At 64.4% G+C, this 26,626-nt stretch carries 27 protein-coding genes and 1 pseudogene; 23 read left to right on the top strand and 5 right to left on the bottom strand.

Translation table 11 applies throughout. The features are described from left to right. From PSV33_RS07625 to PSV33_RS07680, 12 genes are all read left to right on the top strand, one after another. On the top strand, positions 1–398 hold a 398-nt coding region (locus PSV33_RS07625; RefSeq protein WP_300560321.1), incomplete at its 5' end, for an ABC transporter permease subunit. 35 nt (positions 399–433) lie between these two features. Further along, entirely contained in the window at positions 434–1,243 is an 810-nt protein-coding gene (locus tag PSV33_RS07630; protein ID WP_300560323.1) for an ABC transporter ATP-binding protein, read from the top strand. Positions 1,244–1,440: 197 nt separating this feature from the next. Next, positions 1,441–2,205 carry an MHYT domain-containing protein gene (locus tag PSV33_RS07635; protein ID WP_300560325.1) on the top strand — a complete coding sequence of 255 codons (765 nt, stop codon included), beginning with the start codon at positions 1,441–1,443 and terminating at the stop codon, positions 2,203–2,205. A gap of 117 nt (positions 2,206–2,322) precedes the next feature. Then, positions 2,323–3,438, top strand: coding sequence for a response regulator (locus PSV33_RS07640; protein ID WP_300560326.1), 1,116 nt, complete (start codon positions 2,323–2,325; stop codon positions 3,436–3,438). Between the two features lie 410 nt (positions 3,439–3,848). Further along, positions 3,849–6,296 carry a nitrite reductase large subunit NirB gene (gene nirB / locus PSV33_RS07645; RefSeq protein ID WP_300560327.1) on the top strand — a complete coding sequence of 816 codons (2,448 nt, stop codon included), beginning with the start codon at positions 3,849–3,851 and terminating at the stop codon, positions 6,294–6,296. Between the two features lie 2 nt (positions 6,297–6,298). Then, positions 6,299–6,721, top strand: coding sequence for a nitrite reductase small subunit NirD (gene nirD, locus PSV33_RS07650; RefSeq protein WP_300560328.1), 423 nt, complete (start codon positions 6,299–6,301; stop codon positions 6,719–6,721). Continuing rightward, a complete protein-coding gene (locus tag PSV33_RS07655) occupies positions 6,721–9,624 on the top strand; it encodes a nitrate reductase (RefSeq protein ID WP_300560329.1) in 2,904 nt (967 codons plus the stop codon). The genes nirD and PSV33_RS07655 overlap by 1 nt, the downstream gene beginning before the upstream one ends. Before the next feature lie 56 nt (positions 9,625–9,680). Beyond that, complete coding sequence (gene ybiB, locus PSV33_RS07660; protein ID WP_300560330.1) at positions 9,681–10,586, top strand: DNA-binding protein YbiB; 906 nt, start codon at positions 9,681–9,683, stop codon at positions 10,584–10,586. Then, a complete protein-coding gene (cobA, locus tag PSV33_RS07665) occupies positions 10,583–11,386 on the top strand; it encodes a uroporphyrinogen-III C-methyltransferase (protein WP_300560332.1) in 804 nt (267 codons plus the stop codon). The genes ybiB and cobA overlap by 4 nt, the downstream gene beginning before the upstream one ends. 109 nt (positions 11,387–11,495) lie before the next feature. Beyond that, the gene (locus PSV33_RS07670; RefSeq protein WP_300560334.1) at positions 11,496–12,749 is read left to right on the top strand and encodes an NAD(P)/FAD-dependent oxidoreductase; all 1,254 of its coding nucleotides are present in this window, start codon (positions 11,496–11,498) and stop codon (positions 12,747–12,749) included. A gap of 225 nt (positions 12,750–12,974) precedes the next feature. Beyond that, positions 12,975–13,187 (top strand): 30S ribosomal protein S21, encoded by a 213-nt coding sequence (gene rpsU / locus PSV33_RS07675; protein WP_007872347.1) that lies wholly within the window; start codon positions 12,975–12,977, stop codon positions 13,185–13,187. Positions 13,188–13,271: 84 nt separating this feature from the next. After that, entirely contained in the window at positions 13,272–13,718 is a 447-nt protein-coding gene (locus tag PSV33_RS07680) for a GatB/YqeY domain-containing protein (protein ID WP_300560336.1), read from the top strand. A 110-nt stretch (positions 13,719–13,828) separates the two neighbouring features. Here PSV33_RS07680 and PSV33_RS07685 read toward each other — a convergent pair whose 3' ends face one another. Together PSV33_RS07685 and pmbA are read right to left on the bottom strand one after the other, a co-directional pair. Continuing rightward, positions 13,829–14,326 carry a hypothetical protein gene (locus PSV33_RS07685; protein WP_300560338.1) on the bottom strand — a complete coding sequence of 166 codons (498 nt, stop codon included), beginning with the start codon at positions 14,324–14,326 and terminating at the stop codon, positions 13,829–13,831. 96 nt (positions 14,327–14,422) lie between these two features. Next, entirely contained in the window at positions 14,423–15,835 is a 1,413-nt protein-coding gene (gene pmbA / locus PSV33_RS07690) for a metalloprotease PmbA (protein WP_300560340.1), read from the bottom strand. A 25-nt stretch (positions 15,836–15,860) separates the two neighbouring features. Between pmbA and yjgA the strand changes: the two genes are divergently transcribed. Together yjgA and mog are read left to right on the top strand one after the other, a co-directional pair. Beyond that, positions 15,861–16,448, top strand: a complete 588-nt coding sequence (yjgA, locus tag PSV33_RS07695; protein ID WP_300560342.1) for a ribosome biogenesis factor YjgA — start codon at positions 15,861–15,863, stop codon at positions 16,446–16,448. Positions 16,449–16,450: 2 nt separating this feature from the next. Beyond that, complete coding sequence (gene mog, locus PSV33_RS07700; RefSeq protein ID WP_300560343.1) at positions 16,451–17,041, top strand: molybdopterin adenylyltransferase; 591 nt, start codon at positions 16,451–16,453, stop codon at positions 17,039–17,041. A gap of 619 nt (positions 17,042–17,660) precedes the next feature. Here the strand turns inward: mog and cysE are convergent. Genes cysE through PSV33_RS07715 form a run of 3 tightly spaced genes read right to left on the bottom strand, consistent with a single transcriptional unit; the run spans position 17,661 to position 20,248 of the window. After that, entirely contained in the window at positions 17,661–18,437 is a 777-nt protein-coding gene (gene cysE, locus PSV33_RS07705) for a serine O-acetyltransferase (RefSeq protein WP_300560345.1), read from the bottom strand. 9 nt (positions 18,438–18,446) lie between these two features. Then, the gene (locus tag PSV33_RS07710; RefSeq protein WP_300560347.1) at positions 18,447–19,364 is read right to left on the bottom strand and encodes an RNA methyltransferase; all 918 of its coding nucleotides are present in this window, start codon (positions 19,362–19,364) and stop codon (positions 18,447–18,449) included. 14 nt (positions 19,365–19,378) lie between these two features. Next, positions 19,379–20,248 carry a LysR substrate-binding domain-containing protein gene (locus tag PSV33_RS07715; protein ID WP_300560349.1) on the bottom strand — a complete coding sequence of 290 codons (870 nt, stop codon included), beginning with the start codon at positions 20,246–20,248 and terminating at the stop codon, positions 19,379–19,381. Between the two features lie 105 nt (positions 20,249–20,353). Here PSV33_RS07715 and PSV33_RS07720 point away from each other — a divergent pair, with 105 nt between their 5' ends. The 9 genes and pseudogenes from PSV33_RS07720 to PSV33_RS07760 all read left to right on the top strand — a co-directional run. After that, on the top strand, positions 20,354–20,641 hold the full coding sequence (locus PSV33_RS07720; protein ID WP_300560351.1) for a DUF1330 domain-containing protein: 288 nt from the start codon (positions 20,354–20,356) through the stop codon (positions 20,639–20,641). A 117-nt stretch (positions 20,642–20,758) separates the two neighbouring features. Continuing rightward, entirely contained in the window at positions 20,759–21,703 is a 945-nt protein-coding gene (locus PSV33_RS07725) for an inositol monophosphatase family protein (protein ID WP_300560353.1), read from the top strand. Positions 21,704–21,904: 201 nt separating this feature from the next. Beyond that, entirely contained in the window at positions 21,905–22,204 is a 300-nt protein-coding gene (locus PSV33_RS07730) for a phosphopantetheine-binding protein (RefSeq protein ID WP_300560355.1), read from the top strand. 8 nt (positions 22,205–22,212) lie between these two features. Further along, positions 22,213–22,872 carry a hypothetical protein gene (locus PSV33_RS07735; RefSeq protein WP_300560357.1) on the top strand — a complete coding sequence of 220 codons (660 nt, stop codon included), beginning with the start codon at positions 22,213–22,215 and terminating at the stop codon, positions 22,870–22,872. 49 nt (positions 22,873–22,921) lie between these two features. Further along, the gene (locus PSV33_RS07740; RefSeq protein ID WP_300560358.1) at positions 22,922–24,301 is read left to right on the top strand and encodes an AMP-binding protein; all 1,380 of its coding nucleotides are present in this window, start codon (positions 22,922–22,924) and stop codon (positions 24,299–24,301) included. Continuing rightward, the gene (locus tag PSV33_RS07745; RefSeq protein WP_300560359.1) at positions 24,291–24,617 is read left to right on the top strand and encodes a hotdog domain-containing protein; all 327 of its coding nucleotides are present in this window, start codon (positions 24,291–24,293) and stop codon (positions 24,615–24,617) included. The genes PSV33_RS07740 and PSV33_RS07745 overlap by 11 nt, the downstream gene beginning before the upstream one ends. Next, complete coding sequence (locus PSV33_RS07750; RefSeq protein ID WP_300560360.1) at positions 24,614–25,594, top strand: acyl-CoA synthetase; 981 nt, start codon at positions 24,614–24,616, stop codon at positions 25,592–25,594. The genes PSV33_RS07745 and PSV33_RS07750 overlap by 4 nt, the downstream gene beginning before the upstream one ends. After that, the gene (locus PSV33_RS07755) at positions 25,587–26,192 is read left to right on the top strand and encodes a LolA-related protein (RefSeq protein WP_300560362.1); all 606 of its coding nucleotides are present in this window, start codon (positions 25,587–25,589) and stop codon (positions 26,190–26,192) included. The genes PSV33_RS07750 and PSV33_RS07755 overlap by 8 nt, the downstream gene beginning before the upstream one ends. After that, positions 26,189–26,626, top strand: a pseudogene (locus tag PSV33_RS07760) (hypothetical protein); the annotation flags it as partial. The gene PSV33_RS07755 and the pseudogene PSV33_RS07760, both read left to right, overlap by 4 nt.

Below are 26,626 nucleotides of genomic sequence, written 5' to 3' on the forward strand. Positions count from 1 at the left end.
CGGCCGCCATCTGGACCATCTTCATCTGCTCGATCTGGCCCATGATCATCAACACGGCCGTCGGCGTGCAGCGTGTGCCGCAGGACTACATGAATGTGGCGCGGGTGCTCAACCTCAGCGAGTGGAAGATCGTCACGAAGATTCTTTTCCCCGCCGTGCTCCCGTACATGCTGACCGGGGTGCGCCTGGCGGTCGGCACCGCCTGGCTGGTCATCGTGGCGGCAGAGATGCTGACCGGTGGCGTCGGCATCGGCTTCTGGGTCTGGGACGAGTGGAACAACCTCAACGTCAAGAACATCATCATCGCGATTTTTGTGATCGGCATTGTCGGGCTGGTGCTCGAGTTCGTCCTGATCAAGATCGCCACGGCGTTCACGTTTGAAGAAGTGAAGAACTAAGGCCTCGGGCCTGTCACCAGGAATAGGGATACATCATGAGTTCACTGACCACCAAATACATCGAGATCCAGAATGTCGAGCAGACCTTCAAGACCAAAAAAGGCCCGTTCTGCGCACTGCAGAACATCAACCTCACGGTCGCCAGGGGCGAGTTTGTGGCGCTGATCGGCCACTCGGGCTGCGGCAAGTCCACGCTGCTCAACCTGATGGCCGGCCTGACCACACCCACGCAAGGCACGTTGCTGTGCGCCAACCGCGAAATCTCCGGCCCGGGCCCTGAGCGCGCCGTGGTGTTCCAGAACCACTCGCTGCTGCCCTGGCTCACCTGTTTTGAAAATGTCTACCTGGCGGTGGAGCGGGTGTTTGCAGCCAAAGAGAACAAGGCCCAACTCAAGGCCCGCACCGACGCGGCGCTGGCCATGGTGGGCCTGACCGCTGCAGCGCAAAAGCGCCCTGGCGAAATCTCGGGCGGCATGAAGCAGCGAGTAGGCATTGCCCGCGCGCTGTGCATGGAGCCCAAGGTGCTGCTGCTGGACGAACCGTTTGGCGCCCTCGACGCCCTGACCCGCGCCAAGCTGCAGGATGAGTTGCTGCAGATCGTTGCCAACACACAGAGCACGGTGGTGATGGTGACGCACGACGTGGACGAGGCGGTGCTGCTGTCGGACCGTATCGTGATGATGACCAACGGCCCGTCGGCCACCATCGGTGAAGTGCTGAGCGTGGCCCTGCCCCGCCCGCGCGACCGGGTGGCCCTGGCCGAAAGCTCCGAATACCTGCACTACCGCAAGGCGGTCATCGATTTCCTCTACACGCGCCAGGGCCACGTCGAAAAAGCCGCGTAACTGGCCACGCGCGGCACGCCAACCCTGGCATCCCATCCCGACAAAACGGATACCGGCAGGCTCTGCCACACATCCGCAGCCTCAACCGCGGCGGTCGCTTGATGACCCCTGGTTCGACTGGGGGTAATCGCGGCCCAATGCCACAAATGGTAATAAATACTACATTCTAGTTTTTAATGTAACTATTTAGTATTTATATGAACTCACAGGTTTTAAGCAGCTACCAGTGGACCCTGGTTGCCCTGTCCTTCCTGATCTCCGTGGCCGGCGCCTTTGTCGCGCTGACGGCAGCCACGCGAATCCAGCGGAACGCGACCCTCAGCACCACCAACATCCTGGCCGCCGGCACGGCGCTGGGGGGCGTCGGCGTCTGGGCCATGCATTTTGTCGGCATGCTCGCGCTCGAACTTGATGTGGCGAGCAGCTTTTCGATGATCGAAACCGGGGTTTCACTGGCAGTGGCCGTTCTGGCAGCCTCGTTGGCACTGGGTTTTGTTGCCAAGGCGCCGGACAGCCTGCCACGCATGCTGGGCGCAGGCACACTGCTCGGCACCAGCGTGGCCTTCATGCACTACCTGGGCATGTATGGCATGAAATTTGGCGGTTACATCCAGTGGAATTACGGGGTCGTGGCCGGTTCGCTGGTCATCGCCGTGGTGGCCGCCACCGCCGCCTTGTGGCTGGCCTTCAACACCGCCGGTCTCGCGCGCCGGGCTGGCGCAGCGGTGGTGATGGCGGTGGCGGTGTGTGCCATGCACTACACCGGCATGGCGGCTGCGGAGTTTGTCTGCACCACCTCGAACCGCACCGCAATTCCTCAGGGTTTTGGCTACATCAGCTCATTCAACCTGCCCAGCCTGGTGATCATTGCCGCCTTCTCCATGGTGTTCCTGATCGCCCTGGACCAGTTTCTGCAGCGCAGCATGGTCACGCTCCCACACTCCATCAAAACCCGTCGCTGACACAGATGGCGTGCCGCCGGCTGCTCAGGCACAGGCAGCAGCCGGTCCCTGATCGACGCCACACCAACCGCGCTGGTAAGCTTCCCGCCATGACGTTTGTTTTCATGGAATAGAACAATGGCCCTGATTGTGGTCATCGATGACGATGAGGCGATCCGTACCCTGATTGCTGCCGCCCTGCGCTTTGAGGGTTATGAGGTTGCCGAAGCGGATAACGGCTCCGCCGGGCTGGGACTGGTGCGGGGCAACGCGCCGGATCTGGTCATCAGCGACGTCAACATGCCCGTGATGGATGGTTTTGCGATGCTGCAGGCGCTGCGCGCCGACCCCGCCATTCAGGCCACGCCGGTGATTTTGCTGACCTCGCTGCAGGAACGCGCACATGTCCGCACCGGCATGACCAGCGGCGCCGACGACTACCTGACCAAACCCCTGGTTTTCGAGGAACTGCTGGAAGCGACCGCCACCCAGCTCAACAGGCAGCTGATGCGCCAGACCGTCCAGGAGCAGGCGGTCGACGCAGCGATCGGGCAGGCCCTGAGGGAACAGGAAAAAAAGCTGGGTCGCCTCTACGAAAAAAAAATGCTTGCCGAGCTTGCCGACAAATGGCCCTCGGCAGAGACGCTGGTCGCGGACCAGCGATTTTCCAGCGCGAGCGTTCTCTTTGTCGACGTGGTCAACTTCCCGGCGCTGGCTGAAAAACTCTCAAGCACGGAACTCAGCGAGGTGGTGCGCGAGTTTTACCGGAATGCGGGTGACACCCTTTATCTTTTCGGCGCCTTCCACATGCAGTTTGTCGGCGAAGGACTGCTGGCCGTGTTCGTCGGCAGCACGGATACCGACACCGTGAACCACGGCTTGCGCGCCGCCCGGGCGGCACTGGGTTTGATCGACGCCGCCCAGCGGGTGCAGGTTTTTCTGCTCAGCCATTTTCCGGGGCGCTCGCTGCCGCGCTTTGAAATCTGCGTGGGCCTGAACAGCGGCGCCGTGACATTGGCCAAGCTGGAAGATCCCCTGTGGGGCAGCGCGCAGGTTCTGCCGGTGGGCGACAGTGTCAGCACCACCCTTCAGCTGCAGAAGCAGGCCACCCTGGCCGGCTGGAAGATTGCGGCGAGCGCCAACTTGTTGCGCGAGGTTGCCGGCGCCGTGAAGACAGGCCGGCGCAAGCGGTTTTCCCTGCCGGGCCGCAGCGGCGCGGTGGACGGCACCGAGGTGCTGGGCATCGCGCCTTAAGGCGCCTTCCAGCCTGCCTTGCGGCGCAGGGTCACCCCCTGCACCATGACGTGCGCTGTCCGCGCCCACCTTTGGTGCGGATACCCGGCCCCCGGGCCCCAAACGCCGGGGCGCCGCACCCGGCCCTCCCCTCCTGCACGCACCAGGGCCGCAGCCTGCGAGCTGCAGCAACACTGTCGTGTGGCACAACTTTTGCGTAAGTCTTCACGGGCGCAACGACGCGTCCACCCGTGGCCAGCACACTGCGGGTTCTGCGCATAACGACGTGCGTATTGGTGTCCCTCATACCGGCCACAGCCGGGTCCCTGTTCTGCAGGAGAGAGCATCATGGTTTTCACCCCTCATTTTTCGCAGGCCGGCATGGCTTTGGCGCTTGCGCCGACGGCACCGGCCCCCACTGGAGTGGCACGATGAAAAAATCAAGACTGGTCATGGTCGGCAACGGCATGGCGGGTGTACGCACGCTCGAGGAACTGCTCAAGGTCGCGCCCGATCTGTACGACATCACGGTGTTCGGCGCCGAGCCGCATCCCAACTACAACCGCATCCTGCTGTCCCCCGTGCTGGCCGGCGAGCAGACGCTGGACGAGATCGTGCTCAACAGCTGGGACTGGTACAAGGACAACCACATCACCCTGCACGCCGGCAAGAAAGTCGTGGAAGTCGACCGCATCCGGCGCATCGTGCGTGCAGAAGACGGCACCGAAGAAGAATACGACCGCCTGCTGATGTGCACCGGCTCCAACCCCTTCATCCTGCCTGTGCCCGGCAAGGACCTGCAGGGCGTCATCGCCTACCGCGACATCGCCGACACCAACGCGATGATTGACGCGGCAACAAAGTACAAAAAGGCCGTGGTCATCGGCGGCGGCCTGCTCGGCCTGGAGGCCGCCAACGGGCTGATGCTGCGGGGCATGGACGTCAGCGTGGTGCATGTGATGCCGACGCTGATGGAGCGCCAGCTCGACAGCGTCGCCGGCAAGCTCCTGCAGAAATCACTGGAAGAACGCGGGCTGAAGTTCCTGATGGGTGCGCAGACGCAGGAACTGGTGGGGGGACCGGATGGCCGCGTCACCGCCATCAGGTTCAAGAACGGCACGGAAGTGGCCACTGACCTGGTGGTCATGGCGGTCGGCATACGCCCGAACACGCAGCTGGCAGAAACCATGCGCCTGCACTGCAACAAGGGCATCGTGGTCAACGACACCATGCAGACGGTGACCGACGCCCGCATCTACAGCGTGGGCGAATGCGCAGCGCACCGCGGCATCGCCTACGGCCTGGTTGCGCCGCTGTTCGAGCAGGCCAAGGTCGCGGCCAACCACCTGGCGCAGTTCGGCATCGGCAGGTATACCGGCTCGCTGACATCCACCAAGCTCAAGGTCACCGGCATCGACCTGTTTTCCGCCGGTGAATTCGTGGGCGGCGAAGGAACGGAAGAAATCGTCATGAGCGACCCCTTCGGCGGCGTCTACAAAAAGCTGGTGATCAAGGACGACAAGCTGATCGGTGCCTGCCTCTACGGCGACACGGTGGACGGCAGCTACTACTTCAAGCTGCTGCGCGACGGCCGCAGCGTCGGCGACATCCGCGACCGTCTGATGTTCGGCGAGTCCAACATCGGCGACGCCGGCCACGAGGGCCACAACAAGGCGGCCGCCATGCCCATGGAGGCCGAAGTCTGCGGATGCAACGGCGTGACCAAGGGCACCATCTGCAAGGCCATCAAGGAAAAAGGCCTGTTCACCCTCGACGAAGTGCGCAAACACACCAAGGCCAGCGCCTCCTGCGGCTCCTGCACCGGCCTGGTCGAGCAGATCCTGATGGCGACTGCCGGCGGCGATTACTCCGCCACACCCAAGCTCAAGGCCATGTGCGGATGTACGGACCACGGCCACCAGGCGGTGCGCGACGCGATCCGAACCCACAAACTCCTGGGCATTGCGGAGGTGTACCAGTTCATGGAGTGGCGCACACCCAACGGCTGCGCGTCCTGCCGCCCTGCCATCAACTACTACCTGACCAGCACCTGGCCCAAGGAGGCGAAGGACGACCCGCAAAGCCGCTACATCAACGAACGCAGCCACGCCAACATCCAGAAAGACGGCACTTACAGCGTGATTCCGCGCATGTGGGGCGGCGAAACCACGGCCAGCGAACTGCGCCGCATCGCCGATGCGGTGGACAAGTACAAGATCCCGACGGTCAAGGTCACCGGCGGCCAGCGCATCGACCTGCTGGGCGTGAAAAAGGAAGACCTGCAAAACGTCTGGAGGGACATCGGCATGCCTTCGGGCCACGCCTATGCCAAGGCACTGCGCACGGTGAAAACCTGTGTCGGCAGCGAATGGTGCCGCATGGGCACCCAGGACAGCACCCAGATGGGCAAGGACCTGGAACGCGCGATGTGGCGCATGTACGCACCGCACAAGGTCAAGTTCGCCGTCAGCGGCTGTCCGCGCAACTGCGCCGAATCGGGCATCAAGGACGTCGGCATCATAGGCGTCGATTCGGGCTGGGAGATGTACATCGCCGGCAACGGCGGCATCAAGACCGAGGTGGCGCACTTCTTCACCAAGCTCAAGACTGCCGCCGAGGTGCTCGAGTACACCGGCGCCTTCTGCGAGTTGTACCGGCAGGAAGGCTGGTACCTGGAGCGCACGGTGCACTACGTGAACCGCGTCGGCCTGGACTATGTGAAGAAAAAGATTCTTGAGGACCACGAAGGCCGCAAGAAGCTCTGGGAGCAACTGCAGTTTGCGCTCGACGGTGAACCCGATCCCTGGTTTGAACTTGACAAGGCATCTGTCGATGCGCGGCAGTTTGTCAAACTGGAAGCCGCGGGGCAGGAGGCATGAAGATGAACGAATGGACCGTGATCTGCCGTGTGGACGAGATCCCCGTGCTGGGCTCGCGCCGGGTGGCGCGGGAGCGCGGCATCGACGTGGCAGTGTTCCGCAACAGCGAGGACCAGGTGTTTGCACTGCTGGACCGCTGCCCGCACAAGGGCGGGCCGCTGAGCCAGGGCATTGTGTTCGGCACCAGCGTGGCCTGCCCGCTGCACAACTGGACCATCGGCCTGGCCGACGGCTGCGCCCAGGGCGCGGACGAAGGCTGCACACCCAAATTCGCCTGCAAGGTGGAGGGCGGCCAGGTGCTGCTGGACCCGGTCGAACTCGCCACGCTGGCGCTGGACCTGGCGCCGCCGCGCGCCGGCCCCTGCGCCTCCACAGGCGCGCTGGGCGACCAGACCTTTGACGTGCAGGCACCGCACACGGCGTGATGACACGGGAAACCAAATCCACCTGCCCGTATTGCGGAGTGGGTTGTGGCGTGATTGTTGAATCACAGGGCGACGAAATCACCGGGGTGCGTGGCGATCCCGACCATCCGGCCAATTTCGGGCGGCTGTGCACCAAGGGCTCGACGCTGCACCTGACAGCGTCCCACGCCGTCACGCGCCAGACCCGGCTGCTGTACCCGATGCAGCGAGCGCAGCGCGGAGCTGCGCCGCAGCGCATCAGCTGGGACAGCGCACTCGACGTGGCGAGCGAGGGTTTTGCACGCATCATCCTCGAACACGGGCCGGACGCGGTGGGGTTCTATATCTCCGGCCAGCTGCTGACCGAGGACTACTACGTCTTCAACAAACTCGCCAAGGGCCTGATCGGCACCAACAATGTCGACACCAACTCGCGCCTGTGCATGAGCAGCGCGGTGGCGGGCTACAAGCAGACCCTGGGCGCGGACGCGCCGCCCAGCTGTTACGACGACGTCAACCACGCGCAGTGCATCTTCATCGTCGGCAGCAACACGGCGTACGCCCACCCGATTTTGTTCAGGCGCATCGAGGATGCCAAAGCCGCGAACCCGGCGATGAAAATCATCTTCTGCGACCCGCGCCGCACCGACACGGCGGGCATTGCCGACCTGTACCTCCCCATCCAGCCCGGCACCGACGTTGCCCTGTTCAACGGCATGCTGCACATCATGCTGTGGGAAGGCTGGACCCAGGCGGCCTACATCGCTGGGCACACCCACGGTTTTGACGCCCTGAAAACCACGGTACGCGACTACACACCCGACCTGGTGTCGCAGACCTGCGGCATCAGCAAGGACGACCTGTTCACCGCCGCGAAGCTGTTCGCGACCTCGGCCGCGACGCTGAGCCTTTATTGCCAGGGCCTGAACCAGTCCAGCAGTGGTACCGCGAAGAATGCGGCCTTGATCAACCTGCACCTGGCCACCGCGCAGATCGGAAAACCCGGCGCCGGCCCCTTCTCGCTGACCGGCCAGCCCAATGCCATGGGCGGGCGCGAGGTCGGCGGGCTGGCGAATCTGCTGAGTGCGCATCGCGACCTGGCCAACCCGCAGCACCGCGCCGAAGTCGCCGCCCTGTGGGGCATTCCTGCGGTGCCCGAGAAGCCCGGCAAGACCGCCGTCGAGATGTTCCAGGCGGCGGCCGACGGCGAGATCAAAGCCTTGTGGATAGCCTGCACCAACCCGGCCCAGTCCATGCCGGACCAGGCCACGGTGCGCCGCGCGCTGCAGCGTGCCGAACTGGTGGTGGTGCAGGAGGCTTTTGCCACACCGGCCACCTGCGACTACGCCGACCTGCTGCTGCCGGCCACCACCTGGGGCGAAAAAACCGGCACCGTCACCAACAGCGAACGCCGCATCAGCCGCGTGCGCCCCGCCGTGGCCGCACCCGGCGAGGCGCGCCACGACTGGGCCATCGCCGTGGCCTTCGCCCACCGGCTGGAAAAATTATTGCCGGTGCAGAAAATCAGCACGTTGTTTCCCTGGCCTGTCGGCGACGAGACTGCCGCGGTCGAAAGCATCTGGAACGAACACCGCGAATCGACACGCGGCCGCGACCTCGACATCACCGGCATGAGTTACGCCATGCTCGACGCCGCGCCGCAGCAGTGGCCGTTGAAAGAAGGTGACAGCACCGGCAAGGTGCGGCTCTACGAAGACGGCATCTTCCCGACCGACGACGGCAAGGCGCGCTTCGTCAACACCATTTACAAGCCGGTGGCGGAGCCGCGTGAGTCACGCTACCCCTTTTCGCTGACCACCGGCCGTCTGCGCGACCAGTGGCATGGCATGAGCCGCACCGGCACGCTGGGCCGGCTGTTTGGCCATGTGGCCGAGCCGTCCCTCCAGATGAATGCCCAGGACATGGCGCGGCGGCAGCTGTCAGACGGGGACCTGGTGCACGTCACGTCAAAACGCGGCTCCATCGTGGTGCCGCTGCAGGCCTCGCCCGAAGTCGCGGTGAGCCAGGTCTTCATGGCCATGCACTGGGGCGAGGAATACCTCAGCGGCCTGTCCAGCACCGGCGAACGGCTCGCCGGTGTCAACGCGTTGACCACCTCGGCCTTCTGCCCGAGCTCGAAGCAACCCGAGCTCAAACATGCGGCCGTGAAGATCCTCAAGGCCGAACTGCCCTGGTCGCTGCTGGCCATGGCCTGGCTGCCCGAGGGCCAAGGCCTTGCGGCGCGCGAGCAACTCCGGCCCTTGATGGCGGCCTTTGCCTTCAGCAGTTGCGTGCCTTTTTCGAACGAGGTGCCGCTGGGCGAAACAGGGCGGCAGCGCACCGGCGTGTTGTTCCGCGCGGCCGGCTTTGAGGCGCCGCCCCAAGGCATGCTGGAAAAAATCGAATCCATTCTCGGTCTGGACGGCACGGACGCCCTGCGTTACGTGGACAGGAAGAAAGGCCAGCACCGCACCGCACGGCTGGTGCGTCGTGGCGAGCAGGCCGAACTCACCAGCTTCCTGCTCGCTGGCGATGTCAGCGCGCAGGCCTGGATCAAAACCCTGCTGCAGGACGAACTGCCGGCGCAAAGTTACGGCCGGTTGCTGCTGCTGCCCGGTGCCAAGGCCCCGGTGGCCTTGCAGTCACGCGGCAAACCGGTCTGCACCTGCTTCAGCGTCAGCGATGCCGAGATCAAGGCCTGCCTGAGCGACATCACCCACGCGGCAGGTGGCGCGGGTTACCTGGCCAGCGACAACGAACGACTGCTGGCCCTGCAGGACAAACTGAAGTGCGGCACCAACTGCGGCTCCTGTGTGCCAGAGATCAGGGGCATCATCCGGACCGCCGGCGAAGACCGGACTGGGGCTGCCACCACCACCAGCACCGTCGGTCGGACCGTGATCCCGATCAGGGTGCTGGCCTGAAACATCCCGGCTTAAGCTCATAACGGCAGGTTATCTGCCTTCGCCGACAATCACGCATGTCCATCGCCCAGTACATCAAGGTCATAGGCCGCGGCAAAGACGGCGCCAAGCCGATCACGCGTGCACAGGCCGCCGACCTGTTCGGCCAGGTGCTCGACGGCACGGTGACCGACCTCGAGATCGGCGGCTTTTGCCTGGCCATGCGCATCAAGGGCGAAACGCCTGAAGAAATGGCGGGTTTTCTCGACGCGACTTACCAGCGCATGTTGCGTTTTCCGGCGAGCGAGCGACCGGTGGTGGTGCTACCCAGCTACAACGGCGCGCGCAAGCTGCCGGTGCTGACGCCGCTGCTGGCGCTGCTGCTGGCGCGTGAAGGCCTGCCGGTGCTGGTGCACGGCACGGCCACCGAATCCAGCCGGGTCTTCACGTCAAATGTGCTTGCAGCCCTTGACATACCTGCGCTGACAGCTATCAGAACCATAGCATCCGGCGAAGTCGTGTTTGCCGCTACCGAACTGCTGTGCCCCGGGCTCAAGCGCCTGCTGGATGTGCGGCGCGCCGTCGGCCTGCGCAACCCGGCGCACAGCCTGGTCAAGATCATGAACCCCTGCCTGGGCAAGGCGCTGGTGGTCAGCAGCTACACGCACCCCGAATACGCGATTTCCATGGGCCAGACCTTTGAACTCATCGAGGCCAACGCCCTGCTGCTGCGGGGCACCGAAGGCGAGGTGGTGGCCGACGCACGCCGCACGCCGCAGATGGAGGCTTTCATCGCCGGGAAACGCAGGCTGCTGCAGGAAGCACAGCCCGGCACCCTGGCCAGCGTACCGGACCTGCCCACCGCCATCGACAGCGACAGCACCGCGACCTATATCCGCGCGGTGATGTCAGGCTCCCACGCCGTGCCGGCATCGATCACGCGGCAGGTGGAACATATCTTGCAATTGACCCGTCAACTATGACAAGCAGCCCCAACAACCTTCCTTCAAACGGCCAGTGCACCCTGGTCGGCGCAGGCCCGGGCGACCCTGAACTGCTCACGCTCAAGGCGCTCAAGGCGATCCAGGCCGCCACCGTGCTGCTGGTCGACGACCTGGTCAGCGACGAGATCGTGGCTTACGCGCGGTCCGATGCACGCATCGTGCATGTCGGCAAACGCGGCGGCTGCAAGTCCACGCCGCAGGAGTTCATCGAAAAGCTGATGATCATGGCCGTGCGCGAAGGCGAAAACGTGGTGCGGCTCAAGGGCGGTGACCCCTTCATCTTCGGCCGCGGCGGTGAAGAGGTCGAACACCTGCAAGCTGCCGGTATTGCCGTCACGGTCATCAACGGCATCACCGCCGGCCTGGCTGCGTTGACCTCGCTGGGTGTGCCGCTCACGCACCGCCAGCATGCACACGGCGTGGTGTTTGTCACCGGCCACGCCAAACCGGGCGACGAAGGCACCGACTGGCGCGCGCTGGCAGACACCGCCTGCAAGGCCAAACTCACACTGGTGATCTACATGGGGGTCAGCGGCGCCGGCCGCATCCAGAGCGAATTGCTGACCGGCCTGCCCGCCACCACCCCGGTGGCCGTGATCCAGAACGCCTCCCTGCCCACGCAGCGCCACATCACCACCACGCTGGCCCGGCTGGCGTCAGCCATCGGCGACTCCGGCCTCGCCAGCCCCTCGGTCATCGTGGTCGGCGACGTGGTCAGCGGCGTGGCGGCGGCGGGCGAATTTCCACAGGGCTCTGCGGCGCACTTCCGCGCGGCCTGAACGCCGCGGGCGCCGGGGAGGCCCGGCTACACTCCTGAGTCCCGGTCGCGCAAGGCTGCTATATTTTTCGTAGCTGCTCGCGCCCGTCCACATTGGGCTGGAGGCCGATTTGACCCATAAATTTGACGTGGTGGTGGTGGGTGCCGGTGCCGCCGGGCTGTTTTGCGCCGGCATCGCCGGGCAGCGCGGCCTCAAGGTGCTGCTGCTGGACCACAGCGAAAAAGTCGCCGAAAAAATCCGCATTTCGGGCGGTGGCCGCTGCAACTTCACCAACCGCGATGTCACGCCCGTCAACTTCCTGAGCGAGAACCCGCATTTCTGCCGCTCGGCCCTGTCGCGCTACACGCCGCAGGACTTCATCACCCTGCTGCAGCGGCACCAGATTCCGTTTCACGAAAAACACAAAGGCCAGCTGTTTTGCGACCGTTCGGCTGAGGACATCATCAACATGCTGCTGGCCGAATGTGACGCCGGCGGCGTCACCCGGTGGCAGCCCTGCCGGGTTTCAGGCATCAAATATGCCACCAGCCCTGACGGCATGGGCGCTGGCAGCTATCAAATCGAGAGCGACCGCGGTGCCATCGAAGCGCCGCAGCTCGTCATCGCCACCGGCGGCCTGTCGATTCCCAAGATCGGTGCGACCGACTTCGGCTACCGCATCGCGAAACAGTTCGGCCTGCGCGTAGTTGAACCGCGCGCCGGGCTGGTGCCGCTGACCTTTGACGGCGAGGCCTGGGCGCCCTACGCCCAGCTCGCCGGCCTGGCGCTGCCGGTGCTGATTGAAACCGGCGCGGCGGACGCCAGCCCCAGGCAGCGTAAAAAAGCCGTGGTGTTCGCAGAAGACCTGCTGTTCACCCACCGCGGCCTGAGCGGGCCCGCGGTGCTGCAGATCTCCAGTTTCTGGCGCGAGGGCCAACCGGTGCGCATCAATCTCGCGCCCGGCGTGGACCTTCCCACCCTGCTGCTGCGTGCCAAAGCCAGTTCGAAAAAGCTGATCGCCAACGAACTGGCCGCCCTGGTGCCCAGCCGCCTGGCCGACGCCTGGGCCAGCCGCGACCCGGCCTGGCAGAAACCCGTCAGCGAAGCGACCGACAAGGCCCTGGCCCAGCTGGCCGAGCGGCTGGCCGACTGGCAACTGATCCCCAACGGCTCCGAAGGCTACAAAAAAGCCGAAGTCACGCTGGGCGGCGTCGATACCCGGGATTTGTCATCCCAAACGATGGAATCGAAGCAACCCGGCCTGTATTTCATCGGCGAGGTGGTCGACGTCACAGGCTGGCTGGGCGGCTACAACTTCCAGTGGGCCTGGGCGTCGGCTTTCGCATGTGCACAGGCGCTGGCGGAAAAAACAACCAACGCCTGACCCCGATCCCGGCCCCGTTCGGTCAAACAGGGGCCGCGGGTCCGGCTTTGCCGGCCCGCAGGCGCAGCGCCCCTCTTTTTCGGTCAAGGGGCAGCGCACCGCCGAAGGCCCACGTAGTGACAAGCGTGGGGGCTGGTATATAATCCAAGGCTTTGCTAGCAAACCCGCGCCCGGCCTGATCCTGATCAGATCAACAAAGGCGTACCCTTTTGGATCAACTTATCAATGACGACCATTCGTGTAAAAGACAATGAGCCCTTCGACGTGGCTCTGCGCCGTTTCAAGCGCACCATCGAAAAACTCGGCCTGCTGACCGACCTGCGCGCTAGAGAGTTTTACGAAAAACCCACTGCCGAGCGCAAGCGTAAAAAAGCTGCCGCCGTCAAGCGCAACTACAAACGCATCCGCTCCATGCAGTTGCCCAAGAAGCTGTACTAAGCCAGTACACGCCTTCCGGCACCTCACCAAGCCCGCTGAAGGACGCTCCAGCGGGCTTTTTACTTTTTACCGTTGGAGAAACCCATGTCCCTCAAAGACCAGATCACCGAAGACATGAAAACCGCCATGCGCGCCAAGGACAGCGAGCGCCTGGGCACCATCCGCCTGCTGCTGGCGGCCCTCAAGCAAAAAGAGGTCGATGAACGCGTGGTGCTCGACGACGCCGCCGTGGTCGCCATCGTCGACAAGCTGATCAAGCAGCGAAAAGACTCGATCGAGGCCTTCCAGAAGGCCGAACGCAAGGACCTGGCCGACAAGGAAGCCGCCGAACTGGTCGTGCTGCAGGCCTACCTGCCGGCCCGCCTGAGCGCTGAAGAAGTCGCTACCCAGGTCAAGGCCATCGTCGCGGAACTGGGTGCCAGCGGCCCCGGCGACATGGGCAAGGTCATGGGTGCAGTGAAAGCCAAACTCGCCGGCAAGGCCGACATGGGCCAGGTGTCGGCGGCGGTGAAGGCTGCTTTGGCCGGCTGAACGCTCCAGCTTTTTAACACCTTGCATCCGCAAAATCGTCTCAAAATCCGGTATTCGCTTCGCATGTCTCTTTCGAGACTGGAAGAACAAGCGGTTGCTTGTGGATGTTGTTATCGCTTCAAAACTGCGAAAATGCACCACACAGTTAGCAGGCCCAGAATCGCTACACCCATCCAGAATTTTTTAGGATCGCCCGCGCCAGAGACTGGAGGGAGCTGCGGAGGTTGAGCACTTTGCAAAGGGGAGCCAAAAGCATTTTGTAAGTCGAACCGCGCGTCTGAGGACACTGCCGACCGAATAAATGACAAAGCACGGTTGCGCTCAGCAGCTGTTAAAGGCAGTTGACGGCGTTCAAAGGTTGGCACCACATGCTCAAGGAACAGCGAGCCATATTGAGTCACAAAGAACTCTCCTGACTGCTCCGCCACCAATTTGTACTCGTTCAACGCTTCAAACGCCTTTTGGTAGGCCTCTCGTTCAGGTGGCGGAACTCTGGACATCGCCATCTCAAGCGTCGTTGTCCCTCTCTTCGTGAAGAGGAACTGTTCGACCAATCGCCGGAGCATCACGCCTGCGACGGCCTCGCGCTCAGTGAGGGGGAGGTCCATAGAGCCTTTCAAGTGAGAACCGCAGGTTCTCCGCCTGCGGATGATAGGACTGGATATGCGCCGAGAATTTTAGCGCGGCGGCTAGCCGCCTGCGCATCAGCTCCCCGCCACCTTCATCCGATTGATGAGAATCGAGCCCACGCTTTTGGCGCCGTAGTTGTAGACATCGGCGCCCACCGCCTGGATGCCCATCAGCATGTCCTTGAGGTTGCCGGCAATCGTGATTTCTTCCACCGGAAAGGCAATCTGCCCTTTCTCGACCCAGAAACCCGAGGCGCCGCGCGAGTAGTCGCCCGTCACGTAATTGACGCCCTGACCCATGAGTTCGGTGACGAACAGGCCCGTGCCCAGCTTTTTCAGCATGGCGTCCAGGTCGTCACCAGCGGCTGTCTGGCGGCTGCTCAGCACCAGGTTGTGCGAGCCGCCGGCATTGCCCGTGGTGCGCATGCCGAGCTTGCGCGCCGAGTAGGTGCTCAGAAAGTAGCCGCGCACGATGCCGGCCTCGACCACCCGGCGTGCACGCGTTTTCACGCCTTCGTCGTCAAACGGCGCACTGCCTTTGCCCTTGTGCAGGTGGGGGTCTTCACTGATGTCGATGTGGGCCGGAAACGCCGGCTTGCCCAGGCTGTTCAGCAAAAACGTGCTCTTGCGGTACAGCGCACCGCCGCTGACGGCCTGAACAAAACCGCCCAGCAGGCCGGCAGCCAGCGGCGACTCGAACAGCACCGGGCACTGCACGGTCTTGATCTTGCGGCTGTTCAGGCGCGCCAGCGCGCGTTCGGCGGCATAACGGCCCACCGCCTCGGGACTGGCGAGTTCGCTGGCGTCGCGCATGGAGCTGTACCAGGCATCACGCTGCATCTGGCTGCCCTTGCCCGCGATAGGCGCGACGGAAATGCTGTGGCGCGAGCTGGCATAACCACCGCGGAAACCACGTGTATGCGCGCTGAAAAAGTGGCTCTGCTGCGCCGAGACGCCAGCGCCTTCGCTGTTGGTGATGCGCTTGCTGGTGCCCAGGGCGGCCGCCTCGCATTGCAGCGCCAGGCGGGCCGCACCTTCCGAGTCGATGGCCCAGGGGTGGAACAGGTCCAGCTCGGGATGCACGCGTGCGATGTCACGGTCGGCCGGCAGGCCGGAGGTCTTGTCTTCGGCGGTGAAACGCGCAATGTCGTAGGCCGCCTTGACGGTCTGCTCAATCGCTGCCTTGGAAAAATCGCTGGTCGAAGCGTTGCCGCGTTTCTGGCCGACATACACCGTGATGCCGAGTGACTTGTCGCGGTTGCGCTCGACGTTTTCCAGCTCGCCCTTGCGCACGCTGACACTCAGGCCGCAACCTTCGGAAGCCTCGGCAGCGGCATCGGTGGCACCGATTTTTTTGGCGTGCGCGAGGGCGCTGTCCACCAGTTCCTCGAAGAAATCACGGTGGTAACTGAAGCCCTTTTCAGGTTGGGTCGAGGGCCGCGCCGCCTGTTTGGCGCCGGAGGAGGTCTTGGAAGTCTTGAGGGTCATATGGGTAGCTATGATACTGACTGCTATGAACAACAAGACTCCCAAGGCTATCAAGGGCTACTGGTCCCACGGCCGCTTCGTGAAACCCGAAGAAATTGCGCTGGAAGAAGTGGGCCCGCCCAGCAAGACCCAGCTCAAGGCCGAAGCCGACGAAAAACAGGCCCTGGGCGAAGCCCTGCTCACCCTGCGCGCCGACCTGATGGCCCGGCTGGACCTGCCCGACAAACTGATCGATGCGATCGCCCAGGCCAAAAAAATCACCAACTTCGAGGGCAAACGCCGCCAGATGCAGTTCATCGGCAAGCTGATGCGCCCGCTGGACACTGAACCGATTCGCGCCGCGATTGACGAACAGAAAAACGGCTCGGCCCAGCTCACGCTGGCGCTGCACCTGGCTGAGCAGTGGCGCGACAAGCTGATCGCCTCCGACGATGCGCTGGGTGACTGGCTGGCAGAACACCCGGACACCGATTCGCAGCAGTTGCGCGCCCTGGTGCGCCAGGCCCGCAAGGACGCCAAGCCTGAAAAACCGGGCGAAGCGCCACGCCACGGCAAGTCCTACCGCGAGATCTTCCAGCTGGTGCGGCAGACGCTGGCACCGGAGGGCCCCTGACCATGGCCCACGATGCAGTGAAAATCGGCATTGTCTCGGTCAGCGACCGGGCTTCCAGCGGCGTCTACGAAGACAAGGGCCTGCCCGCGCTGAAAGAGTGGCTGGGGCGCGCGCTGCGCAACCCGATTGAATTTGCCGAGCGCCTGATCCCCGATGAGCAGGCAGGAATCAGCGCCACCCTGATTGAGCTGGTCGACGCTGGCTGCTCGCTGGTGCTCACCACCGGCGGCACCGGCCCGGCGCTGCGCGACGTGACGCCCGAAGCGACGCTGGCCGTCGGCCACAAGGAAATGCCGGGTTTTGGCGAGCAGATGCGCCAGATCAGCCTGAAGTTCGTGCCCACCGCCATCCTGTCGCGCCAGGTCGCCGTGATCCGCGGCCAAAGCCTGATCCTGAACCTGCCCGGCCAGCCCAAGGCGATTGCCGAAACCCTCGAAGGCCTGAAAAACACCGACGGCTCGCAAGCGGTCGCCGGCATTTTTGCCGCCGTGCCCTACTGTGTTGACCTGATAGGCGGGCCTTACCTGGAAACCGACGAGGCGGTCTGCAAAGCGTTCCGGCCCAAATCTGCGATTCGGGCGACTTCTTCCTGATTCTTTAACCGAATCGGCACTTCGCCCTTATTTGGTGGGCGCGGACAGCTATTGATTCGATAGCATTCCTTGCATCACGCTGCGCCTGGGGTCCGCTATGGACAGTAGGACAGACTCCCCACTCCCTCCTCCCGCCCCTCCCTCGCCCCGCTGGGCGATGGCGGGGAGCTTCATTTGGCAACGTGTGCTGCACCCGCGTGCACACACGGCGGCCTGCTGAGGCCGACATGCCGCGCGAAGCGCGGCATGTCTCCCCGCATCCGAACCCGCATTTGTTCCCCCACCCGTCGGGCTGGGCCGAGGAGCGCAGCCGAAAACGGATCAGGGCGAGCGATTGTCTGAGCGAAGCGAGTTCGAGCTCGACCCCGTTTTCGGTGAGCACCGGAGGTTGCCTGGAGCGAAGCGGAAGGACCCAGACCATCGGGTCGCCTTTCTTTTCCTTAGGTTTCTTTGGCGAAGCAAAGAAAAGTAAGTCGCCCGCCGGGGCGAGACCCGGCTTGCTGGAAGACCCACCTAAGCGCAAGCTTGCAAATGCTTCGACAGGCTCAGCCCAAATGGTGGTGGTCATCGAAGATGGATCCCGGATCAAGTCCGGGATGACAGAACCGGGAACGGCCCCCTACTTCCCCATCAACTGATTCAACTTCTCAGCCTCAAAGGTCTCCTGCAGCGCCGCATCGTCCGGCACGCAGTCCCGGTGCGCCCTGCCGTTTTCGGACAGCTTCTCGATCGCCTGCCAGAGCAGCGCAATCTGGTGCTCCTGTGAGGAAGCGTTGTCGATCAGGCCCTTCATGGCCTGCGACACCGGATCGTCATCGAGCGTGATGCCGTAAGCCGAGAACTTGTTCTGCGCCGTCGTGACATCGGCGCTCTCGCCGGTTTTGGAGGGAATGATGCGCGCCGGGATGCCGACCGCCGTCGCGCCTGCGGGCACTGGCTTGATGACCACTGCGTTGCTGCCGATCTTGGCACCGTCGCCGACCAGAAAACCGCCCAGCACCTTGGCGCCGGCGCTCACCACCACGTTTTTGCCCAGCGTCGGGTGGCGCTTTTCGCCCTTGTAGAGCGAGGTGCCGCCCAGGGTCACGCCCTGGTAAATCGTGCAGCCGTCGCCGATTTCGGCGGTCTCTCCGACCACCACACCCATGGCATGGTCGAAAAACACGCGCTCGCCGATGATGGCGCCGGGGTGGATCTCGATGCCGGTCAGCCAGCGCGCGATCTGCGAGATGAAGCGCCCCAGCCATTTGAGCTCGTGGGTCCAGCACCAGTGCGCGCCCCGGTGAAAAATGATCGCGTGCAGGCCGGGGTAACAGGTCAGCACTTCCCAGCCGCTGCGCGCGGCCGGGTCGCGCTCAAGAATGCACTGGATGTCGGAGCGGAGTCGGGAGAACATGCTGCGAGTTTATGGCTTGGCGCTCGTCTCTGCTGGCGCGCTGTTTTCAGAGCCCCCACGCTCGTCAGTGCCTGTACTTCGCTGCCCCCCGAGGGGGCTCGCCTCGCTTGGGGCGGCCCTGCGCTCCGGCGCGACCGCAGCCGGCAAGGCTTTTGGCGACATGGCCTTGGCGATACCGCGCAGGATGTGGATCTCTTCAGGGCTCAGTTGCGCGCGGTTGAACAGCTGGTTCAGCCGCGGCATCAGTTTCTTGGGCGAGGCCGGATCCAGAAAGCCGATGTCGGCCAGCGCCTGCTCCCAGTGCGCCAGCATGCCGGCCACGGCGGCGGCATCGGCCAGCCGGGGTTCGGGCGTGGCGGCGTGCACCCCAAAACCACCCAACGCCTCGCGCCAGTCATAGGCAATCAGCTGCACGGCCGCAGCCAGGTTGAGCGAGCCAAACTTCGGATCGGTCGGAATGCTCAGCGCCACGTGGCAACGGTAGACGTCTTCGTTTTGCATGCCAAAACGCTCGGAGCCGAACAAAAAGGCCACCCCTTCAGGTTTTGAAGACAAATCGGCCGCCAGCCCTTGATGGACGGGCGCAAGCAGCTCCTGATTCAATAGCAATCCGGTACCGCCCAGCAGGGCCGCAAAGTGCTCCCTGGGTGCCCGCGTGGGCGGGCCGAAGTCGCGCGGCGTCATGGCGGTGGCGCACAAATGGGTCATGCCATCGAGCGCCTCGTCCAGCGTGGCCACAATGCGGGCGTTTTTCAGCACGTCCAGCGCACCGCTGGCGCGCTGTATGGTTTCCTCGCGATTGAGCACATTGGCCCAGCGTGGTGCCACCAGCACCAGGTCGCCAAAACCCATGACTTTCATGGCACGCGCCGTGGCGCCCACATTGCCGGCGTGGCTGGTGTTGATCAGGATGAATCGCGTATGCATGGGACAGGATTGTCCTACGCGGACGGCTTCAGCACTTCAAGCAGTGCCCGGATCCTGGGCGACATGGCGCCTTTGCGCCAGATCAGGTCGGTTTGAGCTCTGTCGCTGCCGGGCGGCAGCGGATGCACGCTGAGCCGCGCGCGCTCAGGAAAGGTCGCCAGCACGCTGAGCGGCACCAGCGAGATACCCATGCCCACCACCACGCAACCCAGCATCGCGTGATAGGAGGTGATTTCAATGGTCTGCACCGGCATGCTGTTTTTGCCGGCGTACCACTGCTCCAGCCGGGCCCGATGCGGGCAGCCTTGCTCAAAGGCGACCATGCTGCGCGGGGGCTCGGCGCCCCTGGCCGTTGGCGAGGTGATGGCGGCGTGACCGGCGCTCGCCACGATCACCAGTTCCTCGCTGTAGATCGGCACGCGCTCAAACGGCCCCTTGGCGATGGGCCCGGTCACCAGTGCCGCATCCATCGAACCGGCCAGCACGGCCGCCGCAAGCTGCTGCGGGTTGCCGGTTTTGAGCGTCAGCTTGACCTCGGGGTAAAGACGCACAAAGTCGCTGAGCGGCCCGGGCAGGCGCACCGCCGAGGTGCTCTCCATCGCGCCCAGCACCAGGGCGCCGCGCGGGCTGCCATCGCGCACGGCATCGCGCGCCTCGTCGGCCAGGGCCAGCAGGCGCTGCGCGTAGTCCAGCAAAACCTGCCCAGCAGGCGACAAATGCAGCCGTTTGCCTTCGCGAATAAACAGCGGCGTTCCCAGCTTTTCTTCCAGCTGGCGTATGCGCGTCGTGATGTTGGACTGCACCCGGTGCAGGCGTTCTGCCGCACGTGTCACGCCGCCAGCCTCCACCACCGCCCGGAAAATCGCCAGGTCGCTGAGCTCCATACATCTCCTGAAGGGATATTAATTATCTTTATTATTCATTTTTCAGAATTGATTGTCACGCGTATCGTCCAGCGCTTCATCACTTCAAAAACCCAAGGAACAAGAATGGCCAAGGCTTACTGGATCGTGCGCGTATCGGTGCACAACAGCGAGGAATATCCCCGCTACCTCACGGCGGCGCGGCCCGCCTTCGAGAAATTCGGAGCGAACTTCCTGGTGCGCGGCGGCGCTTTCGAAAGCATGGAAGGCAATGCGCGCGAGCGCAACGTCGTTGTGGAGTTCGCCGACATGGCAACCGCCCAGGCCTGTTACGCCAGCCCCGAATACCAGGCGGCGCGGGCCATACGTCAGCAGTATGCCGACGCGGATTTCCTGATCGCGGAAGGCGCATAGGTTTCCGGGACGCGATATGGCCTCAGGAGGGGGCCATATCGCATTTATGGGAAAATACCCGCATTGCCCGCCGCCCGCATCGCCGGCGCCGGTTTATTCCGTTCTTCCCTACAAGTTATGTCCAGCAATCTCCACCCCATGCTCAATGTGGCCGTCAAGGCTGCGCGCGCCGCCGGCGCCATCATCAACCGTGCTGCGCTTGATGTGGAGGCGGTCCGTGTGTCGGCCAAGCAGACCAACGACTTTGTCACCGAAGTGGACCATGCAGCCGAAGCGATCATCATCGAGACACTGCTGACCGCCTACCCCGGTCACGGCATCCTGGCCGAAGAGTCGGGCAGCGAACACGGCGCAAAAGATTCCGAATTCGTGTGGGTCATCGACCCGCTGGACGGCACTACCAACTTCATTCACGGTTTTCCGTTTTACTGCGTGAGCATTGCCCTGACCGTGCGCGGCAAGGTCGAGCAGGCGGTGGTGTATGACCCCACCCGCAACGACATCTACAGCGCCAGCAAGGGCCGCGGCGCCTACGTCAACGACCGCCGCATCCGTGTGGCCAAGCGCACCCGCCTGCAGGAATGCCTGATTTCCACCGGTTTTCCCTACCGCCCCGGCGACAAGCTCAAGACCTACCTCAACGCGCTCGGCGAAGTCATGAGCCAGTGCGCCGGCGTGCGCCGACCGGGCGCGGCCGCCCTGGACCTGGCCTATGTGGCCGCCGGTTACAGCGACGGCTTTTTTGAAAGCGGCCTGCAGCCCTGGGATGTGGCGGCGGGCTCGCTGCTGGTCACCGAAGCCGGTGGCCTGATCGGCAACTTCACCGGCGAATCCGACTTCATGGACCACGGTGAATGTGTGGCCGGCAACCCGCGCATCTACGGCCAGCTGGTCACCACGCTTGGCAAGTACAGCAAATTTGCAGGCGCCGGCGACAAGGCCAGCGTGCGCCAGGCGGTGCTCGATGCCGCCCTGCCTGCCGAAGCCGCCGCGCCCCCTCAGACCCTGTCCGTGCCCCGCGGCCCGCGGGCTGCCAAATCCGGCGACAGCGAGGCGGGCTGAACCAGTCCGGGCACCCCCGCTTTTTCGGGGCACTTTTACGTCTTGTTTCGTCTCGGTCTGACACACTCGAGGGGTGCCCGCCTACAGGCGCGTAGCGGGTGAAAAGCAATGTCAGTTACCATCAAAACATCACTGAACCGCAGGGGTCGGCGCCACCGAAGTCATCCCCCGCTGCCCTGAAAATCCATGCCTACAACCACGATGCCAGAATCCTCCCTCCAACCCTCTGCCGCACCTGCAGCCGATGCTGCACTGATGCGTGAAGTGGCCGAACTGGTGGTCACTTCCCTGAATCTTGAAACCGCCGCCGCAGACATCCTGCCCGATGAGCCGCTGTACGGCGAAGGCCTGGGGCTCGACTCGATCGACATCCTGGAAATCGCGCTGGTCCTGTCCAAGCGTTACGGCCTGCAGCTGCGCGCGGACCATGAGGACAACACCGCCATCTTCCAGTCGCTGCGCAGCCTGAGCGAACACATCGCGCTGCAAAGAACGAAGTGAAACCCGGCTTGACGGCAAAAGTGCTGCGCGGCGTCCGCTGGGCAGCCATTGCCGCCGTCTGCGCCGCCTACCCGGTGCTGGCGCACCTGGCGTCAGCCGACCCTCACCCTGACCTGCTCGACGCGGCGGTGGCCATTGCACCGCTGATCGCGCTGGCGCTCGTGCTGGCCTGGCGCTCGCCGCAGCGGCCCTGGATGCTGCTGCTGTGCCTGGCCGGGTGCGCCCTGCTGTATGCCATGAGCGGCTGGCTCGTGTTGCATTACAACTGGGTGTTTTTGCTTCAGCATGCCGGCATGCAGGCCCTGCTGAGCCTGGCCTTTGCGCGTACCCTGCGCGCCGGCCAGCAGCCCATGGTGTCGCGGTTTGCCGCCATCATCCACGGCAGCCTGTCGCCCGCCCTGGCTCGTTACACCCGGCAGGTCACCTGGGCCTGGACCCTGTATTTCGCCGTCATGACCACGCTGTCGCTGCTGCTGTTCTGGCTCGCACCGGTCAGCGTCTGGTCGGCGTTTGCCAATCTGCTGAACCTGCCGCTGCTCGTCCTGATGTTTACTGCCGAATACGCCGCGCGACTGATGCTGCTGGCCCCGTCCGACCGGTCCGGTCCCCTGGAGGCGATTCGCGCCTACCGGCAAGCCAGCGCGGGCGGGTTGCCGCCCTCGTCCTGACAGGCCGTCGCGCTACCGCAAAGTCTTTGCCCTTCCAAGCCCCTCGCCCATGACCACCTACGCGCTCATCAGCCACACCCGTGGTGACGACATCCTGGCCTGGCGCTACGGGGAAGTCATCTCGGTCCGCCAGTACCTGGGCGATGTGCAACACCTGGCCGCGTCGCTGCCGCGGGGCCAACACATGCTCAACGCCTGCAGCGATCGCTACCATTTCGCGGTGGGTCTGGGCGCCGCCTTGCTGACGCAGAAAATCACCCTGCTGCCTCCTACCCACACGCCGCAGATGATGCGCCAACTGCTCAGCCTGGCGCCCGACGTGTTCTGCCTGGCAGATGCACCCCACGGCATCGACCTGCCCGGCTTTGTCTACCAGGATGCGTTTGCCGACGGACCGTCGCAGGCGGACCCCGAAGCGCCCTGCGACATTCCCCTGCTCCCCGGCGAACAGGTCGTCGCGGACGTGTTCACCTCGGGCTCGACGGGCCAACCGCTGCCACACCGCAAGACCTGGGGCTCGCTGGTGCGCGGCGCGCGCGGCGAGGCACTGCGGCTGGGCCTGGACGATGCCGCCCCCTGCACCATCGTCGGCACGGTGCCGCCGCAGCACATGTTCGGCTTCGAGTCGACGGTCCTGCTGCCCATGCAAAGCGGGGGGGCATTACATGCCGGCCAGCCGTTCTATCCGGCAGACATCGTCAGCGCCGTCAAGGCGGTGCCGCGCCCGCGCATGCTGGTCAGCACGCCGGTGCATCTGCGCGTGCTGCTGGCCTCCAACATCGAGCTGCCCGCGCTCGATCAGGTGGTGTCGGCCACGGCGCCCATGGCGCCGCAACTTGCGCAGAGCTGCGAAGCCCGTTTTGACGCCCCGCTGTTCGAGATTTACGGATCCACCGAGACCGGCCAGATCGCATCGCGGCGGACCGCGCAAACCGCCGAGTGGGAGCTGTTTCCGCTGGTGACCCTGACACCCCACGATGACCGCATGTGGGCCTGCGGCGGCCATGTCGAACAGGTGGTGCCGCTCAACGATGTGCTGCAGGCCATCGACAACCGCCACTTTCTGCTGCACGGCCGTCTTGAGGACCTGGTCAATATCGCCGGCAAGCGCAACTCGCTGGCCTACCTGAACCATCACCTCAACAGCATCCCCGGCGTGCTCGACGGGGCGTTTTTCATGCCCGACGACAGCGGTCACGAGGCCGTGGTGCGGCTGATCGCGTTTGTGGTGGCCCCGGGCATGACGGCCGCCGCCGTGCAGGCCGCACTGAAGGAACGAATCGACGCCATCTTCCTGCCGCGGCCACTGGTCCTGCTCGACGCCCTGCCACGCAATGCCACCGGCAAGCTGCCGCGCGACGTTCTCGCGGGGCTGGCCCGCTTCCACCAGGGTCCCACTGCCCAGGAAGGCGCGCCCCGTGCAGAGTGAACCCACAACGGTCTGTTTTGCAGCCGGTCATCCCGCTTTTGCCGGACATTTCCCGGGCCGGCCGATGGTGCCGGGCGTTCTGCTGCTCGATGCTGCCCTGCACGCGGCCGCGCAGGCCCGCCAAAGTGCGGGGGAAGAGCAGGGCCATGCGGTGCGCTGCCAGATTGCCTCGGCCAAATTTCTCAGCCCGGTGCTGCCCGGCGAGCCACTGACGATTGTCTGCACACCCACCGCTGCGGGCCACACCCGTTTTGACATTTCCGGCGGTCGCCGGGCGGTGGCCACCGGCACCTTCGTCTTCGAGAGTGTTCCATGAGCCAGGCGCCCACCGGTCCGTCCAGCGCGGGGCGCCCGGCCACCTGGCGGGATCGCCCGGAGCGCAGCAACATGCTGATGCTGCGTGTCATGACATGGATTTCGCTGCGCCTGGGCCGCAGCGCGGGCCGCCTGGTGCTGTACGGCATTGCCGCCTACTTCCTGGTGGCCAACGCGGCCGCCCGCCGCGCATCGCGCGACTACCTGCACCGCGCGCTGGCGCTGCCGGCGGCGGCACAGGTGGCCTGGCGCCATGTGTTCAGGCACTTCTTCAGCTTTGCCTCCGTCATTCACGACCGGGTCTACCTGATCAACGACCGCTTCAGCCTGTTTGACATCCGCATCCACCAGGAGCACCTCGTGGCCGAACTCACGGCGGACCGCAAAGGCGTGTTTCTGATGGGGGCGCACGTCGGCAGCTTCGAGGTGCTGCGCGCGATCGGCCGGCGGCAACCAGGCCTGCGGGTAGCCATGGTGATGTACGAGGAAAACGCGCGCAAGATCAATGCCGCCCTGAGCGCCATCAACCCCGCGGCGCAACAGGACATTGTGGCGCTGGGGCATGCGGATTCGATGCTGCGCGTACACGAGCTGATCGAGGCCGGCAGCGTGGTCGGCATGCTGGCAGACCGCTGCCTGAACCGGGACAGCACGCGGTCGGTGCCCTTTCTCGGCGAGTCCGCCGAGCTTCCGGTGGGGCCGTTTCGCATGGCAGCCATCCTGCGGCGACCGGTGCTGTTCATGGTCGGCCTGTATGGCGGCGGCAATCGCTACGATATCCATTTTGAAACGCTGGCCGATTTCTCCAGCATCCCGTCGGGCGGACGCGAGGCAGCAGTGCAGGCGGCCATGGTGCGTTACGCCGCACTGCTGGAGCAGCATTGCCGCGCGGCGCCCTACAACTGGTTCAATTTTTTCAATTTCTGGCAGGCCGGCGCACCGTCACCTGCGCCCAACCCGGTCCGACCCCATGACTGATACACCACGCCCGGCGTCCCCATCACGCAAAATCTGGCTGGCCGGAGCGAGCCTGCTGCTGGCCCTCGGCAGCAGCTCCGCCTTCGCCGCCTGGGATGTGACCCAGCTGATGCAGGGCCTGGCGAAAAACAAGTCAGGCCGCGCCAGCTTTGTCGAAAAAAAGTACATCGCCCTGCTCGAGGCCCCCGTGGAGTCGTCCGGCGAACTGCTCTACACCGCGCCCGACCGGCTGGAAAAACGCACGCTCAAGCCGCGGCCGGAGTCTCTGCTGATTGAAGGCGGCAGCCTCACCGTCGAGCGCGGCAAGCGCCGCATGGTGCTGCGCCTGCAGGATTACCCGGAACTGGTGGCCTTCACCGAAAGCATACGCGGCACCCTGGCCGGCGACATGGTCGCACTCCGGCGCGTCTACAACCTCGACCTCGAAGGTTCCGAGGAGCGCTGGACGCTGACCCTGCGCCCCATCGAAACCAAAATGCTGGAAGTGGTGCAACGCATCCGCATCGCTGGCAGCCACGCCGAGGTCAGGACCATTGAAATCGAGCAGACCGACAAGGATCGCTCGGTCATGGTGATCGACAAGCTGGCTGCAAAATGAAACGCCTGCTGCGCCGCCAGTTTCTGCCGGTCTGGCTGTGGCTGGGCTTCTTGCTGGTCTGCGGCGCCATCATCAGCCGTACCCAGATCACCACGGACCTGTCGGCCTTTCTGCCGCGCAACCCGACGGCTGAACAGCAGCTCCTGATGGACCAGTTGAAAGACGGCCTGGCCTCGCGCCTGATCCTCGTCGGCATCGAGGGGGAGGACGGGCCAGCCCGCGCCCGCCTGTCCAAAGAAATGGCCCGCAGCCTGCGCGCCGACCCGGCGTTTGTGGCTGTCAACAACGGCGAGCCTGTCAACAAGGAACGCGATCAGACCTACCTGTTCAACAACCGCTACCTGCTCAGCCCGCTCGTCACCCCGGAACGCTTCAGCACCGACGGCCTGCACGCGGCCCTGGCCGAAAGCATAGACCTGCTGGCCTCGCCCGCC

It is taken from the genome of Polaromonas sp., from assembly GCF_029945895.1.
GTDB lineage: Bacteria > Pseudomonadota > Gammaproteobacteria > Burkholderiales > Burkholderiaceae_C > Polaromonas.